Source organism: Variovorax sp. GW460-12-1-14-LB1 (assembly GCF_059423605.1).
On sequence record NZ_JBWKYF010000002.1, the window covers coordinates 130,086 to 146,711 of the forward strand.

Genomic DNA, 16,626 nt, shown 5'->3' on the forward strand with positions numbered 1-16,626 from the left:
CCCGCCATCGCCGTCTGTCCTGCCGCACCCTGGTCTTGTGCTGTTGTCGTTGTCTTCATGTTTTGTCTCCACACCGGGTTAATCGGAATTCCTGGCTTGGCGCGCGGCACCCATACTCCGGGCCGCCGTGCACTGGAAAAATTCTAGGAACCGGCCCTGTTTTCACCGCTATCGCAAGCGAGCCAATCGAATGACTTCAGAAGCCTCCCTGCCGCGCCATTCGCGCCGGCCGTCGCGCCGCCCCGGCTGTCCGCAGCCCGAGCTGCGCACCAGCTCGGCCGCATGGCTGGAGGGGGTGCTGTCGATGTTCGAGGCCGAGGGGCTGAACGTGCCCGCGCTGCTGCGCGATGCCGGCTTCGACCCCGACTCGCTGCACCGCCAGAACGCGCGCATCCCGGTCGACGAGATCTCCGTGCTGTGGCAGGTGGCCGTGGCGCACGCCGGGCGGCCCACGCTGGGCCTGGACCGCGACCTGGCCGCCACGCACAGCAAGCTGGGCACCGTGGGCCACGCCATGGCCTGCAGCCCCACCCTGGGCGCGGCGCTCACGCGGCTCACGCGCTACATGGCCGTGATCTCCGACGCCACCGCGTTCTCGCTGCAGTCCGACGCGCGCGGCTGCTGGATGGTCATGGAGCACACCGGCGGCAGCCTGCCGATCCCGCGCCAGCGCGTCGAGTACGCCCTGCTGACCGTGCTCATGCAGTGCCAGTGGCTCACGCGGCGCGAGCTGCAGCCGCTGGCCATGGAATTCGTCTACCCGCCGCCGGCCAACGACCGGCTGCACCGCGAGGCCTTCGGCTGCGAGATCCGCTTCAACGCGCCCGCCAACCGCGTGCTGCTGTCGTCGGCCGACATGACCATGCCGCTGCCCACCCACCACCCGGCCCTGGGCGAGATGCAGGAGCACCTGCTCGACGACCAGCTCAACCTGCTGGGCCAGACCACCACCGCCAGCCTGGTGTGCGCCGAGATCGCGCGCCGGCTGCAGCACGGCGAGCCGCGCCGCCAGGACGTGGCCTCGGGCCTGGGGCTGGCCGACCGCACGCTGCAGCGCCGCCTGCAGGAGGAGTCGGTGTCGTTCCAGGCGCTGCTCGACCGCACCCGCCGCGAACTCGCCAAGCAGTACCTGGCCGAACAGCGCCACACGCTCGCGGACGTGGCCGACCGGCTGGGCTTCGTCGACGTCAGCAACTTCTTTCGCGCCTGCAAGCGCTGGTTCGGCCTGCCGCCGGCCCAGTACCGCGCCAGCCTCGCGCTCGACGGCGCCGGGGCGCTGCGCGGCGCGCTGCTGAACTGACCGACGGCATCCACCCCACGCGCCCGATGGCCTCAACGGCCTGGGGTTTCGCGCGCTGCCGGACAATCCGGGCATGAGCTTGTTAGCCGAAGACACCCCGGTCGCCGACCTGGGCCTGCGCTGGAAGCCCGGCTTCTCGACGCTGGGCCCCGCTTTTTTCACCGAATTGCGCCCCACGCCGCTGCCCGACCCGTACTGGGTCGGCCACAGCGACGCCGTGGCGCGTGAGCTGGGCCTGCCGCCCGGCTGGCGCGACTCGGACACCACGCTCGCCGCGCTCACCGGCAGCCTGCCGGTCGCCGGCACGCGGCCTTTCGCCACGGTCTACAGCGGCCACCAGTTCGGCGTCTGGGCCGGGCAACTGGGCGACGGGCGCGCGATCCTGCTCGGCGAGACCGAGGGCGGGCTCGAGGTGCAGCTCAAGGGCGCGGGCCGCACGCCCTACTCGCGCGGCGGCGACGGCCGCGCCGTGCTGCGCTCGAGCATCCGCGAGTTCCTGTGCAGCGAGGCCATGCACGGCCTGGGCATTCCGACCACGCGCGCGCTGTGCGTGACGGGCTCCGACGCCCGCGTGCGCCGCGAAGAGCTGGAAAGCGCCGCCGTCGTGACCCGCGTGGCGCCCAGCTTCATCCGCTTCGGCCACTTCGAGCACTTCGCCGCCAACCAGCGCGAAGACGAGCTGCGCGCACTGGCCGACTACGTCATCGACCGCTATTACCCCGAATGCCGCGCCACCGCGCGCTTCAACGGCAATGCCTACGCCGCCTTCCTCGAGGCCGTGAGCGAACGCACCGCCGCCCTGCTCGCCCAGTGGCAGGCCGTGGGCTTCTGCCACGGGGTGATGAACACCGACAACATGAGCATCCTCGGGCTCACCATCGACTACGGGCCGTTCCAGTTCCTCGACGGCTTCGACCCGCGCCACATCTGCAACCACAGCGACACCCAGGGCCGCTACGCCTTCAACCAGCAACCCAACGTCGCCTACTGGAACCTGTTCTGCCTGGCGCAGGCGCTGCTGCCGCTGATCGGCGACCAGGACATCGCCGTGGCCGCGCTGGAGTCGTACAAGACCGTGTTCCCCAACGCCTTCGAAGACCGCATGCGCGCCAAGCTGGGCCTGTCGGCACCTGCCGAGGGCGACCGCGCGCTCATCGAGGGCGTGCTCAAGCTGATGGCGGCCGAGAAGGTCGACCACACCATCTTCTGGCGTCGCCTGTCGAACCACATGGCCGACGGCAACGTGGAGCCGGTGCGCGACCTGTTCCTCGACCGGGCCGGCTTCGATGCGTGGATGCTCTCTTTTTCGGAGCGCCATGCACAATCGCAGCGCGCCGAAGCGGCAAAATTGATGCTGCAGTCGAACCCCAAGTTCGTGCTGCGGAACCACCTGGGCCAGCAGGCCATCGAAGCCAGTCAGCAAAAGGACCACGCGGGTGTGGCAACCTTGCTGACGCTGCTCCAAACCCCATGTGAAGAACACCCCGGTGCCGACGAATACGCCGGCTTCCCGCCCGACTGGGCCTCCACGATCGAAATCAGCTGCTCCTCATGACCACGCCCGTACAGAAAACCGACGCCGAATGGAAAGCCCTGCTCGCTGAGAAGGGCGCCGAACCCGCCGCCTTCGAGGTGACGCGCCACGCCGCCACCGAACGCCCCTTCACCGGCAAGTACGAAGCCCACTGGGACGACGGCACCTACCACTGCATCTGCTGCGGCGCCAAGCTGTTCGAAGCGGCCACCAAGTTCGACGCCGGCTGCGGCTGGCCCAGCTTCTCCGAAGAAGCCGTGCCCGGCGCCATCCGCAACATCGTCGACCGCTCGCACGGCATGGTGCGCACCGAGAACGTGTGCGCCAATTGCGGCGCCCACCTGGGCCACGTGTTCCCCGACGGCCCCACCGAAACCGGCCTGCGCTACTGCATGAACTCGGCCTCGCTCGACTTCCAGAAGAAGAAATGAAACTGCTCCTCGACTTCTTTCCGATCCTGCTGTTCTTCGGCGCCTACAAGTTCGCCGACATCTACACCGCCACCGGCGTGCTGATGGCCGCCACCGTGGTGCAGATGGCCGTCATCTACGCCATGGAACGCAAGCTGCAGGCGATGCAGAAGGCCACGCTGGTGCTGATCCTGCTGTTCGGCACGCTCACGCTGGTGCTGCACGACGACCGCTTCATCAAGTGGAAGCCGACGGTGCTGTACGGCGCCATGGCCGTCGCGCTGGCGGTGGCGCTGTGGGCGCTGAAGAAGAACTTCCTGAAGATGCTGCTGGGCGCGCAGCTCGAGCTGCCCGAGCGCATCTGGGGCCGGCTCAACGTGGCGTGGATCGGCTATTGCCTGTTCATGGCGCTCATCAACGGCTACGTGGCGGCGTACTTCACGACCGAGGCCTGGGTCAACTTCAAGCTCTGGGGCTACGTGTTCCCGATCGTCTTCCTGGTGGCGCAGGGCCTGTACATCGCGCCGCACCTCAAGGAAGACAAGCCGACCGCATGACCACCACCACCATCCCCCTGCCCACCGTGGCCGCCCTCGAGGCGGCGCTGCGCGCGGCGCTTGCGCCCACGCAGCTCGAAGTGATCGACGAAAGCGCCGCCCACGCGGGCCATGCGGGCGCCAACGCCGAGGGCTACGGCACGCATTTCCGGGTGCGCATCGCCTCCCCGCTGTTCGACGGAAAGCCCCGCGTGGCGCGGCATCGGCTTGTGTATGATGCCCTCCAAGTTTTTATCGCACAGGGTCTGCACGCCATCGCCATCGAGGTGCTCTGAGTCGTCCAATCGGTTGCTTGCCGCGTTCGCCGCGGCCGCCCACCCTCTCCTTCTTTTCTCCTGATTCCTGCTTTCTTTCCCGCGCCTTTTCCTACACGCGCATTTCCTCTCCAGCCTGATATTCATTTCATGAAAAAACACATCTTGCAGGCCGTTGCGGCCGCAGCGCTGATCGGTGCACTCCCCCTGTCGGCCCTGGCGCAGAACGCAGCCATCGTCAACGGCAAGCCGGTGCCCAAGGCCCGCATGGACGTCCTGGCCCAGCAGCTGGCTGCCGCCGGCCGCCCGGTGACGCCCGAGATGCAAAGCCAGCTGCGCGAGGAAATCGTGGCGCGCGAAGTGTTCATGCAGGAAGCGCAAAAGCAAGGCCTGGACGCCACCGAGGACTACAAGAACCAGCTCGAACTCGCCCGTCAGGCCATCCTGATCCGCGCGCTGTTCGAGAACTACCGCAAGACCAACGCGGTGTCCGACGCCGACGTGAAGGCCGAGTACGACAAGTTCGTGGCAGCCAACGGCGGCAAGGAATTCAAGGCCCGCCACATCCTGGTCGAGACCGAAGACCAGGCCAAGAAGATCATGGCCGACCTGAAGAAGGGTGCCAAGTTCGAAGACATCGCCAAGAAGCAGAGCAAGGACCCGGGATCGGGCGCCAACGGTGGCGACCTCGACTGGGCCAACCCCGCCAGCTTCGTGCCCGAGTTCTCGGAAGCGATGATCAAGCTCAAGAAGGGCGAGACCACCCCTGCCCCGGTCAAGACCCAGTTCGGCTACCACATCATCCGCGTCGACGACATCCGCCAGGCCCAACTGCCAAAGCTGGAAGAAGTGAAGCCGCAGATCACGCAGCAGCTGCAGCAGCAGCGTCTGCAGAAGTACCAGGAAGATCTGCGCGCGAAGGCCAAGGTCGAGTAAGCCTCAAGCCATCGCCCAGTAAAAAGCCCCGCAGTCGCGGGGCTTTTTTTCATTGCGGCGTGATATTGAAGTCTTTGACGAACCGGGCGTAGTCGTTCGACTCCTTGCGCACGAAACTTGTGAAGTCCGCCGTCGAGCCGCCGATGACTTCCAGGCTGAGGTCGGTGAACTGCTTTTGCGTGTCGGCGTTCTTGAGCAGCGCCTGCACCTGCTCGTTGAGCTTGGCGATGACCGGCGCGGGCGTTCCGGCCGGCGCCACCAGGCCGACCCAGCCCATGAACCGGTAGCCCGGCACGCCGGACTCGGCCACCGTCGGCACGTCGGGCAAGGTCGACACGCGCTTGTCGCCCGTGACCGCCAGCGCCTTCAGCTTGCCGCTCTTGGCATAGGGCACGGCGGTGGGCGAGGTTTCGAACATCATGTCGATCTGGCCGCCGACGAGGTCGGACAGCGCGGGCGCCCCGCCCTTGTAGGCCACGTTGAGCAGATCGGTGCCGGTCATCTGCATGAAGCGGCGCGCCGCCACGTCCTGCGGGCCGCCCACGCCCGAGGTGCCGACACTGAGCTTGCCGGGGTTGGCCTTGGCATAGGCCACCAGCTCGCCGACGTTCTTGAACGTCCACTTGGGATTCATGATGAGCACGTTGGGCTGGTCGGCCACGCGGATCACGGGCGCCAGATCCTTGATCGGGTCATAGGGCAGCTTCGCGAACATGTGCCCGTTGGAGGCCAAGCCGGTGTGCACCATCAGCAAGGTGTAGCCGTCCTTGGGCGCCTTGGCGACGTAGTCCATGCCGATGTTGCCGCTGGCGCCGGGGCGGTTGTCCACCAGCACGGGCTGGCCCAGGGCCGTCGAGAGCTTCTGGCCGACCAGGCGCGCCGTCATGTCGATGCTGCCGCCCGGCGGGAACGGCACGACCATGCGGATCGGCTTGGACGGATAGGCGTCCTGCGCGTGGGCGACGGACACGATGCACGCCAGGCCGGCGGCAAGACAGACAAGCGAGGCGAGCGGGAAACGGAAGCGCTGGGTCATGAGGTTCTCCGGAGTTTCTTGAGGGTGGGCAGACGGGTCAATCGGCGGTGGCGCGCAGGGTGCGTTCGATGTCGGCGGCCCACGCGAGCAGCGCGGCGTCGCGCATCGGCAGGCCAGCAAGGCTCAGGCCCACGGGCGCTTCGCCGGCCGCATGGCAGGGCAAGGAGATGGCGCAGCCGTCCATGAAGTTGACGATGGAGGGGTTGCGCAGCATCGCGGCGTTGACGGCGACGTACTGCGCCTCGTCGGCTTCGAGCGCCTCGATGCGCGGCGCCACCAGCGGCACGGTCGGCATGAGCCAGCCATCGAACTCGCCCAGGCGCGCGGCCACGCGGCGCTGCCAGTTGGCCCGCTGCGCCTGCAGCGCGAGGTAGGCGCGCGCCGTGAAGTCCTTGCCGCGCAGGATGCGGCTGAGCACGCGCGGGTCGTAGCCGCTGCCGCTGCGTTCGATCAACTCGGCATGCCACGCCCATGACTCGGCGGCGCTGAAGCCGCCTGCGGCGTTGATGGCAGCGAGCTCGTCGAACTCGGGTACCGCCAGTTCGACCAACTCCGCGCCGGCGGCCGAGAGGTGCCGCAGCGCGCGTTGGAAGGTCGCAGCGACATGCGCGTCCATGCCGTCCTGCACCAGCGTGGTCGGCACCGCGAAGCGGGCCTGGCGCAGGTGCTGCGCACGGGGCGCCTCGGACACGCCGGAGAGCACCGCATCCATCGCCGCGCAACCGGCCACGTCGAGCGCCATCACGCCGACCGCGTCGAGGCTGTGCGACAGCGGCACGAGCCCGGTGCCGGGCATGCGGCGCGCCGTCGGCTTGAAACCCGTGATGCCGCACAGCGCCGCCGGGATGCGCGCCGAGCCGCCGGTGTCGCTGCCGACGCTGGCGACGCACATGCCGTCGGCCACCGCCACGGCCGCGCCCGAGGACGAGCCACCGGGAATGCGCCGCTCGCCGCGCTGCCACGGATTGGCCGGCGTCCCGTAGTGCGGGTTGAGGCCGAGGCCGGAGTACGCGAACTCGGTCATGTTCGTCTTGCCGACCAGCACCGCGCCGGCCGCCAGCAGGCGCTGCACGGCCTCGGCGTCGTGCGCGGCGGGTGGCGCGTCGCGCAGCACGACGGAACCGGCGGTCGTCGCTTCGCCGGCCACGTCGAACAGGTCCTTGACGGAGACCGGCAGGCCTTCGAGCGGCGAGCGCACGAGGCCGGCTTCGCGCAGGCTGTCGGAGGCGCGCGCCAGGTGCTGGGCGCGCTCTGTCAACACGCGCGTGAAGGTGCGCGCACCTTCACCGGCGGGATCGGCGATGCGTTGCAGCGCCGAGGCGGTCAGCGCGGCCGAGGTGGTGCGGCCTGCGGCCAGGTCGGCGCGGGCGGCTTCGAGGGAGATCGCGGCGGGCATGTGCGGTCCTCGTGCGTCAGGCGACGATCGGCAGCGAGACCGCGCGGTACTCGTGCGCGATGCGGCGGCCGGTGTGCTCGTCGACCAGTTCCATGCGAAAGCGCGCGGCCGGGCGGATGCCGCCGATGGCGCCGACCGTGCCGCAGGTCATCGCGAAGCCGTCGGCCGGTTCGCCGTCGGCGGCGGCGCAGCGCGCCAGCAGGTCGGCCGGCGGGCGCAGCGCGGCCAGCGTGCCTTCCTGGTACAGGCGCCATTCACCGCCCTCCTCGATCCACGAACGCAGCACCAGCGTGTCCCAGCGGTCCTGCACGTCGGCCAGCCGCCAGGCGCTGCGCGCCACGGGCTTCACGCAGATCTGCTTGGACAGCGCCACGCTGTGGGCTTCCAGCGCGCGGTCGGTGTGGTCCGAGCCGATCGAGACGAAGAATTCGCCCCCGTGCAGGAACAGCAGCGGCTCGACCTCGCCCGAGGTGTCGGCCCCCACCACCTGCACGACGTCGGCCTGGCTCAGCTGCTGGGTGGCCACCCGGTAGAACAGCGGCACGGCGCTGGGCGCGGGCACGCCGAGCTCGGCGAGTTCCTCGATGTGGTGCTCGATGGCGGCGGTGTCGCGCCCGGTCCAGCCGGCGATCACGAGGTGCCGGGCCTCGAAGTCCAGCGTGGGCAGGGCACTTCCCTCGGGAAGTTCGAAAGACAGTTTCATGGGTGGCAGTTCTATTGAAGTTTCAGTGAAATTTCACAACGATATTACAGTGAGTCCACAAAAACTTCAAAGGGATTTCCCGCAGGTACCATCGGGGAACTCCACCATGACCCTCCCGCCCCGATGAACGCAGCCACGCCCGCCCGCAAAGCCCCCGTCCGGCGGCCCGAAGCAGCCATCTCCCTCAACGAAACGGCCTACCTGCGCCTGAAGGAAGCCCTGGTGACCCTGGCCTACAAGCCCGGGGAGTACCTCAACACCGCCCAGGTGATGGAGCGGCTGGGCGTGGGCCGCACGCCGGTGAACCAGGCGCTGCACCGCCTGTCGGCCGAGGGCCTGGTCCGCATCATTCCGCGCAAGGGCGCGATGGCTTCGCCGCTGTCGATCAACGACGCGCTGGAGCTCATCGAGGTCCGGCTGGTCAACGAGGTGCTGTGCATGCGCCTGGCCGCGGCGGCCATCACCGAGGTCGAGCTGGCCGAGCTGCAGGCCATCGCCGAGCAGTTCGAGGCGGCGGCGCAGCGGCGCGATGCGATGTCGGTGATGAACCTGGACCGCCTCTTCCACGAAAAGATCGCGGCGGCGGCGCGCAACGCGATGCTGCAGGACATCCTGAGCGTGCTGCACGCGCGCTCGCAGCGCTTCTGGGCGATCTCACTGGCCGCCGAGGGGCATCTGGCCGAGGTGATCGAGGAGCACCGCACCATCGTCGCCACGCTGCAGCGGCACGACGCCGACGCAGCGGCCGAAGCGGCGAAGACGCATGTGCTGTCGTTCAAGGCGTCGATGCTGAACAGCCAGCGCTGATTGACGGCGCTTCAGGCGCCCCCCATGAAAAATGCCCTCCAGGTCCGAGCCTGGAGGGCATTTCTTGTTGACCTGACTCAGGCAGTTTGCACGGCCTGAGGGCGCCCGATCAACCCACCCACTTGCGCGCGTTGCGCCAGATCTGCATCCACGGGCTCAGTTCGCTCTTGTCGGCCGAGGTCCAGCTCATCTGGATGTTGCGGAACACGCGCTCCGGGTGCGGCATCACGGCGGTGAAGCGGCCGTCCGGCGTGGTGACCGAGGTCAGCCCACCCGTGCTGCCGTTCGGGTTGAACGGGTACTGCTCGGTCGGCTGGCCGTGGTTGTCCACGAAGCGCATCGCGCCGATGGCCTTGGCGGCGTCGCCGCGGTGCTTGAAGTTGGCATAGCCCTCGCCGTGCGCCACCGCGATCGGCAGGCGGCTGCCGGCCATGCCCGCGAAGAAGATGCTGGGCGACTCGAGCACCTCGACCATCGACAGGCGCGCCTCGAAACGTTCGCTCTGGTTGGTGGTGAAGCGCGGCCAGGCGTCGGCGCCCGGAATGATGTCGGCCAGCTCAGCGAACATCTGGCAGCCGTTGCACACGCCCAGGCCGAAGGTGTCGGCGCGACCGAAGAAGGTCTTGAACTGCTCGGCCAGCTTCGGGTTGAAGGTGATGCTGCGCGCCCAGCCAATACCGGCGCCCAGCGTGTCGCCGTAGCTGAAGCCGCCGCAGGCGACCACGCCCTTGAACGCGGCCAGGTCCGCCCTGCCCGTCTGCAGGTCGGTCATGTGGACGTCGAAGGCCTCGAAGCCGGCTTCGGTGAAGGCATAGGCCATCTCGACGTGCGAGTTGACGCCCTGCTCGCGCAGGATCGCGACCTTGGGGCGCGACTGCAGGATGGCCGGTGCCACCGGGGCGTTCGGCAGGAACACATGCATGCCCGGGTCGTTCGGCACACCGGCCGCCGCGTGCTCGGCATCGGCGCAGGCCGGGTTGTCGCGCTCGCGGGCGATCTTCCAGCTGACCGAATCCCACACCTGGTGCAGGTCGTGCAGGCTGGCGCTGAACACCGACTTGGCATCGCGCCAGACTTCGAGCTTGCCCTTGCCGGCGTCCATGGCCGAGCTGGCCGGGCGCGTCTTGCCGACGAAGTGGCTGTGCGTGCTCAGGCCGTGGGCGCGCAGCACCTGCATGACGTCGTTGCGCTCGGCCGTGCGCACCTGCAGCACCATGCCCAGCTCTTCGTTGAACAGCGCCTTGAGCGTGAGCTCTTCGCGGCGCGCGCTGACCTGCTGCGCCCAGTTCTTGGCGTCGCCGGTTTCCATGCGGCTGTCGGAAATGCCGTCGCCTTCGGTGACGAGCATGTCGACATTGAGCGCCACGCCGACGTGGCCGGCAAAGGCCATTTCGCAGGCGGTGGCGAACAGGCCGCCGTCGCTGCGGTCGTGCATCGCGAGGATCTTGCCGTCGGCGCGCAGCGCGTTCACGGCGTTGACCAGCGCCACGAGCTGCGCCGGGTCGTCGAGGTCGGGCACGGTGTCGCCGCTCTGGTCGAGCGTCTGCGACAGGATGCTGCCGGCCATGCGGTGCTGGCCACGGCCGAGGTCGATGAGCACGAGCGTGGTGTCGTCTTCGGTCGCGTCGAGCTGCGGCGTGAGCGTGCCGCGCACGTCGGCCAGCGAGGCGAAGGCGGTGACGATCAGGCTGACGGGCGAGGTGACCTTCTTGGCTTCGCCGTTGTCCTTCCACTGCGTGCGCATCGACAGCGAATCCTTGCCGACCGGAATCGACACGCCCAACGCCGGGCACAGCTCCAGGCCCACGGCCTTGACGGTCTCGTACAGCGCGGCGTCTTCGCCGGGCTCGCCGCAGGCCGCCATCCAGTTGGCCGACAGCTTGACGCGCGAGAGTTCGATCGGCGCGGCCAGCAGGTTGGTGATGGCCTCGGCCACGGCCATGCGGCCCGAGGCCGGCGCGTCGAGCGCGGCCAGCGGCGTGCGCTCGCCCATGCTCATCGCTTCGCCGGCGAAGCCCTTGTAGTCGGCCAGCGTCACGGCGCAATCGGCCACGGGCACCTGCCACGGGCCGACCATCTGGTCGCGATGCGTCAGGCCGCCCACGCTGCGGTCGCCAATGGTGATGAGGAAGCGCTTGGAGGCCACGGTCGGGTGTGCGAGCACGTCGATGGCGGCCTTCTGCAGGTCGACGCCCGTGAGGTCGAGGGGCTTGAAGCTGCGGGCGACGGTCTTCACGTCGCGGTGCATCTTGGGCGGCTTGCCCAGCAGCACGTCCATCGGCATGTCGACAGGTTGCACGGCCGCGCCTTCGTCGGCCACCAGCAGCTGGCGTTCTTCGGTCGCCACGCCGACCACCGAGAACGGGCAGCGCTCGCGCTCGCAGAAGGCCTTGAACTGTTCGAGCGATTCGGGCGCGATGGCCAGCACGTAGCGCTCCTGGCTTTCGTTGCACCAGATTTCCTTGGGCGCCATGCCCGACTCTTCGAGCGGCACCGCTCGCAGGTCGAAGCGCGCGCCACGGCCGGCGTCGTTGGTCAGTTCGGGGAAGGCATTGCTCAGGCCGCCGGCGCCCACGTCGTGGATCGCCAGGATCGGGTTGGCCGCGCCCTGATGCCAGCAGTGGTTGATGACCTCCTGCGCGCGGCGTTCGATTTCGGGGTTGCCGCGCTGCACCGAGTCGAAGTCGAGCTCGGCCGCATTGGCGCCGGTCGCCATCGAGCTGGCGGCGCTGCCGCCCATGCCGATGCGCATGCCGGGGCCGCCGAGCTGGATCAGCAGCGAGCCGGCCGGGAACAGGATCTTCTTGGTCTGCGTGGCGTCGATGCTGCCCAGGCCGCCCGCGATCATGATGGGCTTGTGGTAACCGCGCTGCACGGTGTCGAGGTCGCTCGTCACCGCCTGCTCGTACTCGCGGAAGTAGCCCAGCAGGTTGGGACGGCCGAATTCGTTGTTGAACGCGGCGCCGCCCAGCGGGCCCTCGGTCATGATCTGCAGCGGGCTGGCGATGTGCTCGGGCTTGCCGTAGTGGCCGTCTTCCGGCCAGAGCTTCGACACCGTGAAGCCGGTCAGGCCGGCCTTGGGCTTGGAGCCGCGACCCGTGGCGCCTTCGTCGCGGATCTCGCCGCCGGCGCCGGTCGAGGCGCCGGGGAACGGGGAAATTGCCGTCGGGTGGTTGTGCGTCTCGACCTTCATCAGTACATGGCTCAGGGCGCTATCTTTTTGATAGCCTTGCGAGCCGTTCGCCGGAATGAAGCGCTCGATGGTCGCGCCTTCCATCACCGAGGCGTTGTCCGCATAGGCGATCACCGTGTGCTGCGGGTTCTGCTTCTCGGTGTGGCGGATCATCGAGAACAGGCTCTGGGGCTGGGCCACGCCGTCGATGGTGAAATTGGCGTTGAAGATCTTGTGGCGGCAGTGCTCGCTGTTGGCCTGCGCGAACATCATCAGTTCGACGTCGCTGGGGTTGCGGCCCAGGCGGGTGAAGGCGTCCACCAGGTAGTCGATCTCGTCCTCGGCCAGCGCCAGGCCGAAGCCGGTGTTGGCCGCCACCAGCGCGGCACGGCCACCGGTTTGCACGTCGACCTGCGCCATCGGCTGGGCCGGCAGTTCGCTGAACAGGCTGGCCGCCTGTTCGACGGCGGCGAGCACCGATTCGGTCATGCGGTCGTGCAGCGGGCCGGCCACGGCGGCGAGCGCGTCGCCTTCGAGCACAGGGGCCTTGCCGATCAGCGGCGCCTTCAGCTTCAGGTGGTACTGGGTGACGCGCTCCACACGGCGCAGCGCCAGGCCGCAGTTGTGGGCGATGTCGGTGGCCTTGGAGGCCCAGGGCGACACGGTGCCCAGGCGGGGCGTGACGACCACCGAGGCGCTCGCCTTGGCCGCCGGGGCCTCGAAGGGCTCGCCGTAGGTCAGGAGCGCGGCAAAGCGCTCGCGGTCGGCGTCGCCCAGCGACGCATCGGTGACCACCAGGTGCACGAATCGGGCCGAAATGCCCTCGATGCGCGGCTCGATGGCCTGCAGCTTCGGCAGCAGTTGCCGCGCACGGAAGTCGCTGAGTGCGCTGCCGCCCTCGAACATGGTTACGACAGGAAGGGCTTGAGGTGCGGGCTGCGTCACGGTCGATGGGGGGCCTCGGGGGCCGCGTTGGGAATCAAGGAATCTGGGCGGAGGCCGCTGACTGGGGTCATCCGCGTTAACCCGGAATTTTAGCTTGCCGAATGGGATAATTCGGGGCATGAGCATTACCTACAAAGACGCCGCAGGCATCGAAGCCATGCGGGTCGCCTGCCGCCTCGGGTCCGAGGTGCTGGACTACCTCACGCCCTTCATCAAGCCCGGCATCACGACCAACGACGTGGACCGGCTGGCCGCCGAGTACATGGTCAAGCAGGGCACCACCTCGGCCACGGTGGGCTACATGGGCGCCAGCAGCGTGCCGTTCCCGAAGTCGCTGTGCACCTCGGTGAACCACGTGGTGTGCCACGGCATCCCCAATGACAAGCCCCTGAAGAAGGGCGACATCATGAACGTCGACGTGACCGTCATCAAGGACGGCTGGTTCGGCGACAACAGCCGCATGTTCGTGATTGGCGACGCCTCCATCGCCGCCAAGCGCCTGTGCAACGTTACCTTCGAAGCCATGTGGCACGGCATCCTGCAGGTGCGCCCCGGCGCCCACCTGGGCGACGTGGGCCATGCGATCCAGAAATTCGCCGAGGGCCAGGGCTTCTCGATCGTGCGCGAGTTCTGCGGCCACGGCGTGGGCCAGCGCTTCCACGAAGAACCCCAGGTGCTGCACTACGGCCGCCCGGGCACCATGGAAGAGCTCAAGCCCGGCATGATCTTCACGATCGAGCCGATGATCAACGCCGGCAAGCGCGACGTGAAGGAAGACTTCAAGGGCGGCCAGTACGACGGCTGGACCATCGTCACGCGCGACCATTCGCTGTCGGCCCAGTGGGAGCACACGGTGCTCGTCACCGAGACCGGCTACGAGGTGCTGACGCTCTCCGAAGGCAGCCCGCCGCTGCCGGCCTTCGTCACCTCCACCAAAACCTGACGCGCCGAAGCGCGCCCCCGCCGTGATCGAAGCAGCCAAGATCGACGTGGCGACGCTGCGCGAAGCCTATCGCGCGAAAAAGCTCGCCCTTTTCGACACCCTGCGCTTCGCCCGCGCGCCCACCCGCAGCGTCCACACGGTGCTGCGCCAGCTCTCGGCGCTGGCCGACCAGACGCTGACCGCGCTGTGGAACGAAGCCGGCTTCGGCGACGCCTTCGCGCTGGCCGCGGTGGGCGGCTACGGGCGCGGCGAGCTGTTTCCGTACTCCGACGTCGACGTGCTGCTGCTGCTGCCGCCCGAGGGCCAGGACAGCGGCGTCGAGCCGGCCCGCATCGAGGCCTTCATCGGCCAGTGCTGGGACGCCGGCCTCGAGATCGGCTCCAGCGTGCGCACGCTCGAGGAGTGCCTGGACGAGGCCGCCAAGGACATCACGGTCCAGACCTCGCTGCTCGAATCGCGCCTGATCACGGGCGACAAGAAGCTCTTCGCGGCCTTTCGCCGCCGCTTCACCCAGGCCATCGATCCGCAGGCCTTCTTCGTGGCCAAGTCGCAGGAAATGCGGCACCGCCACCAGAAGTTCGACAACACGCCCTACGCGCTCGAACCCAACTGCAAGGAATCGCCCGGTGGCCTGCGCGACCTGCAGACCATCCTGTGGATGAGCAAGGCCGCCGGCTTCGGCAGCCGCTGGGACGACCTGGCCAAGAACGGCCTGGCCACGCCCTTCGAGGCGCAGCAGATCAAGCGCAACGAGGCCCTGCTCTCGCTCATCCGCGCCCGCCTGCACGTGATCGCCAACCGGCGCGAAGACCGGCTGGTGTTCGACCTGCAGACCGCCGTGGCCGCGAGCTTCGGCTACGAGAGCGAGTCGCAGCGCAAGTCGAGCGAGGCGCTGATGCGCCGCTACTACTGGGCGGCCAAGGCGGTGTCGCAGCTCAACCAGATCCTGCTGCTCAATATTTCCGAGCGGCTGCAGCCCATCGACGAGCAGCCCACGACCATCAACGAGCGCTTCTACGAGCGCGCCGGCCTGATCGAGATCGCCAGCGACGACCTGTACGAGCGCGAGCCGCACGCGGTGCTCGAGACCTTCCTGCTGTACCAGAAGACCATCGGCGTGAAGGGCCTGTCGGCGCGCACGCTGCGCGCGCTGTACAACGCGCGCCACGTCATGGACAGCAAGTTCCGCAACGACCCGGTCAACCACGTGACCTTCATGCGGATCCTGCAGCAGCCCTACGGCATCACGCATGCCTTCCGGCTCATGAACCAGACCTCGGTGCTGGGGCGCTACCTGCGCGTGTTCCGCAGCATCGTGGGGCAGATGCAGCACGACCTGTTCCACGTGTACACGGTCGACCAGCACATCCTGATGGTGCTGCGCAACGTGCGCCGCTTCTTCATCGCCGAGCATGCGCACGAGTACCCGGGCTGCTCGCAGCTCGCGGCCGGCTGGGACAAGCCCTGGATCCTTTACGTCGCCGCCCTCTTCCACGACATCGCCAAGGGCCGCGGCGGCGACCACTCCACGCTCGGCGCGCGCGACGTGCAGCGCTTCTGCAAGCAGCACGGCATCGCGCGCGAAGACGCCAAGCTCATCGAATTCCTCGTGGCCGAGCACCTGGTGATGAGCCAGGTCGCGCAGAAGCAGGACCTGGGCGACCCGGAGGTCATCGGCGCTTTTGCCAAGCGCGTGGGCAACGAGCGCTACCTCACGGCGCTGTACCTGCTGACGGTGGCCGACATTCGCGGCACCTCGCCGCGCGTGTGGAATGCCTGGAAGGGCAAGCTGCTCGAGGACCTGTACCGCTTCACCCTGCGCGCCCTGGGCGGTCGCATGCCTGACCCGGACGCCGAGGTCGAGGCCCGCAAGCGCGAAGCGCTGGTGCAGCTGGCCCTGCACGCCCAGCGCTTCGAGGCGCACAAGGCGCTGTGGGACACGCTCGACGTCGGCTACTTCATGCGCCACGACGCCACCGAGATCGCCTGGCACGCCAAGCAGCTGTCGCGCTTCGTGCCGCCGAAGAACGTGCCCATCGACCCGAAAGCGCTGCCCATCGTGCGCGCGCACCTGTCGCCGGTGGGCGAAGGCCTGCAGGTGGTGGTCTACACGCCTGACCAGTCCGACCTCTTCGCGCGCATCTGCGGCTACTTCGACCAGGCGTCGTTCAGCATCCTGGACGCCAAGGTCCACACCACGAGCAACGGCTACGCGCTCGACACTTTCCAGGTGGTGACGACCTTCCAACCCGACCACTACCGCGACCTGATCAGCATGGTCGAAACGGGCCTGGCGCAAACGCTCACCGAAGCCGGCGCCCTGCCTGCACCGAGCATGGGGCGCGTGTCACGCCGGGTGCGCAGCTTTCCGATCAAGCCGCGCATCAGCCTCGTGCCCGACGACAAGGCGCAGCGCTGGCTGCTCAGCATCTCGGCCAGCGACCGTGCGGGCCTGTTGTATTCGGTGGCGCGCGTGCTCGCGCGGCATCACCTGAACCTGCAGCTGGCGAAGGTGACGACCCTGGGCGAACGCGTGGAAGACACCTTCCTGATCAGCGGGCCGGAACTGCAGGGCCAGAAGACGCAGCTGGCCATCGAGACCGACCTGATGGAGGCGCTGGCCTCCCAGTGAG

The 16,626-nt window shown here is 68.3% G+C and carries 13 protein-coding genes; 9 read left to right on the plus strand and 4 right to left on the minus strand.

The genetic code is table 11. The features are described 5' to 3' along the window. Nucleotides 1-208 precede the first annotated feature (208 nt). The 6 genes from AC07Y4_RS01920 to AC07Y4_RS01945 all read left to right on the plus strand — a co-directional run bounded on the left by AC07Y4_RS01920 (nucleotide 209) and on the right by AC07Y4_RS01945 (nucleotide 4,991). Entirely contained in the window at nucleotides 209-1,300 is a 1,092-nt protein-coding gene (locus tag AC07Y4_RS01920; RefSeq protein WP_369647719.1) for an AraC family transcriptional regulator, read from the plus strand. Between the two features lie 73 nt (nucleotides 1,301-1,373). Then, complete coding sequence (locus AC07Y4_RS01925; RefSeq protein ID WP_487846925.1) at nucleotides 1,374-2,855, plus strand: protein adenylyltransferase SelO; 1,482 nt, start codon at nucleotides 1,374-1,376, stop codon at nucleotides 2,853-2,855. Next, the gene (msrB, locus tag AC07Y4_RS01930) at nucleotides 2,852-3,265 is read left to right on the plus strand and encodes a peptide-methionine (R)-S-oxide reductase MsrB (protein ID WP_070060682.1); all 414 of its coding nucleotides are present in this window, start codon (nucleotides 2,852-2,854) and stop codon (nucleotides 3,263-3,265) included. Before AC07Y4_RS01925 ends, msrB begins: the two co-directional genes overlap by 4 nt. Next, nucleotides 3,262-3,801 (plus strand): septation protein A, encoded by a 540-nt coding sequence (locus AC07Y4_RS01935; RefSeq protein ID WP_062471286.1) that lies wholly within the window; start codon nucleotides 3,262-3,264, stop codon nucleotides 3,799-3,801. The genes msrB and AC07Y4_RS01935 overlap by 4 nt, the downstream gene beginning before the upstream one ends. After that, a complete protein-coding gene (locus tag AC07Y4_RS01940; protein WP_487846924.1) occupies nucleotides 3,798-4,076 on the plus strand; it encodes a BolA family protein in 279 nt (92 codons plus the stop codon). Before AC07Y4_RS01935 ends, AC07Y4_RS01940 begins: the two co-directional genes overlap by 4 nt. Before the next feature lie 129 nt (nucleotides 4,077-4,205). Further along, nucleotides 4,206-4,991: a peptidylprolyl isomerase gene (locus AC07Y4_RS01945; RefSeq protein ID WP_062471282.1), complete on the plus strand. Its 786-nt coding sequence runs from the start codon at nucleotides 4,206-4,208 to the stop codon at nucleotides 4,989-4,991. Between the two features lie 49 nt (nucleotides 4,992-5,040). On the opposite strand, the gene AC07Y4_RS01950 is transcribed toward AC07Y4_RS01945, so the two are convergent. Genes AC07Y4_RS01950 through AC07Y4_RS01960 form a run of 3 tightly spaced genes read right to left on the minus strand, consistent with a single transcriptional unit; the run spans nucleotide 5,041 to nucleotide 8,126 of the window. Next, on the minus strand, nucleotides 5,041-6,027 hold the full coding sequence (locus AC07Y4_RS01950; protein WP_487846923.1) for a Bug family tripartite tricarboxylate transporter substrate binding protein: 987 nt from the start codon (nucleotides 6,025-6,027) through the stop codon (nucleotides 5,041-5,043). 37 nt (nucleotides 6,028-6,064) lie between these two features. Beyond that, nucleotides 6,065-7,423, minus strand: coding sequence for an amidase (locus AC07Y4_RS01955; RefSeq protein ID WP_487846922.1), 1,359 nt, complete (start codon nucleotides 7,421-7,423; stop codon nucleotides 6,065-6,067). Between the two features lie 16 nt (nucleotides 7,424-7,439). Continuing rightward, a complete protein-coding gene (locus tag AC07Y4_RS01960; protein ID WP_487846921.1) occupies nucleotides 7,440-8,126 on the minus strand; it encodes a DUF2848 domain-containing protein in 687 nt (228 codons plus the stop codon). Between the two features lie 123 nt (nucleotides 8,127-8,249). On the opposite strand from AC07Y4_RS01960, the gene AC07Y4_RS01965 reads away from it, so the two are divergent. Continuing rightward, a complete protein-coding gene (locus AC07Y4_RS01965; protein ID WP_487846920.1) occupies nucleotides 8,250-8,933 on the plus strand; it encodes a GntR family transcriptional regulator in 684 nt (227 codons plus the stop codon). 109 nt (nucleotides 8,934-9,042) lie between these two features. On the opposite strand, the gene purL is transcribed toward AC07Y4_RS01965, so the two are convergent. Beyond that, entirely contained in the window at nucleotides 9,043-13,011 is a 3,969-nt protein-coding gene (gene purL / locus AC07Y4_RS01970) for a phosphoribosylformylglycinamidine synthase (RefSeq protein WP_495274106.1), read from the minus strand. 157 nt (nucleotides 13,012-13,168) lie between these two features. Between purL and map the strand changes: the two genes are divergently transcribed. Then, a complete protein-coding gene (map, locus tag AC07Y4_RS01975) occupies nucleotides 13,169-13,993 on the plus strand; it encodes a type I methionyl aminopeptidase (protein WP_062471267.1) in 825 nt (274 codons plus the stop codon). A 22-nt stretch (nucleotides 13,994-14,015) separates the two neighbouring features. Beyond that, nucleotides 14,016-16,625: a [protein-PII] uridylyltransferase gene (locus tag AC07Y4_RS01980; protein ID WP_062471264.1), complete on the plus strand. Its 2,610-nt coding sequence runs from the start codon at nucleotides 14,016-14,018 to the stop codon at nucleotides 16,623-16,625. The last annotated feature ends 1 nt before the right edge of the window (nucleotide 16,626 follow it).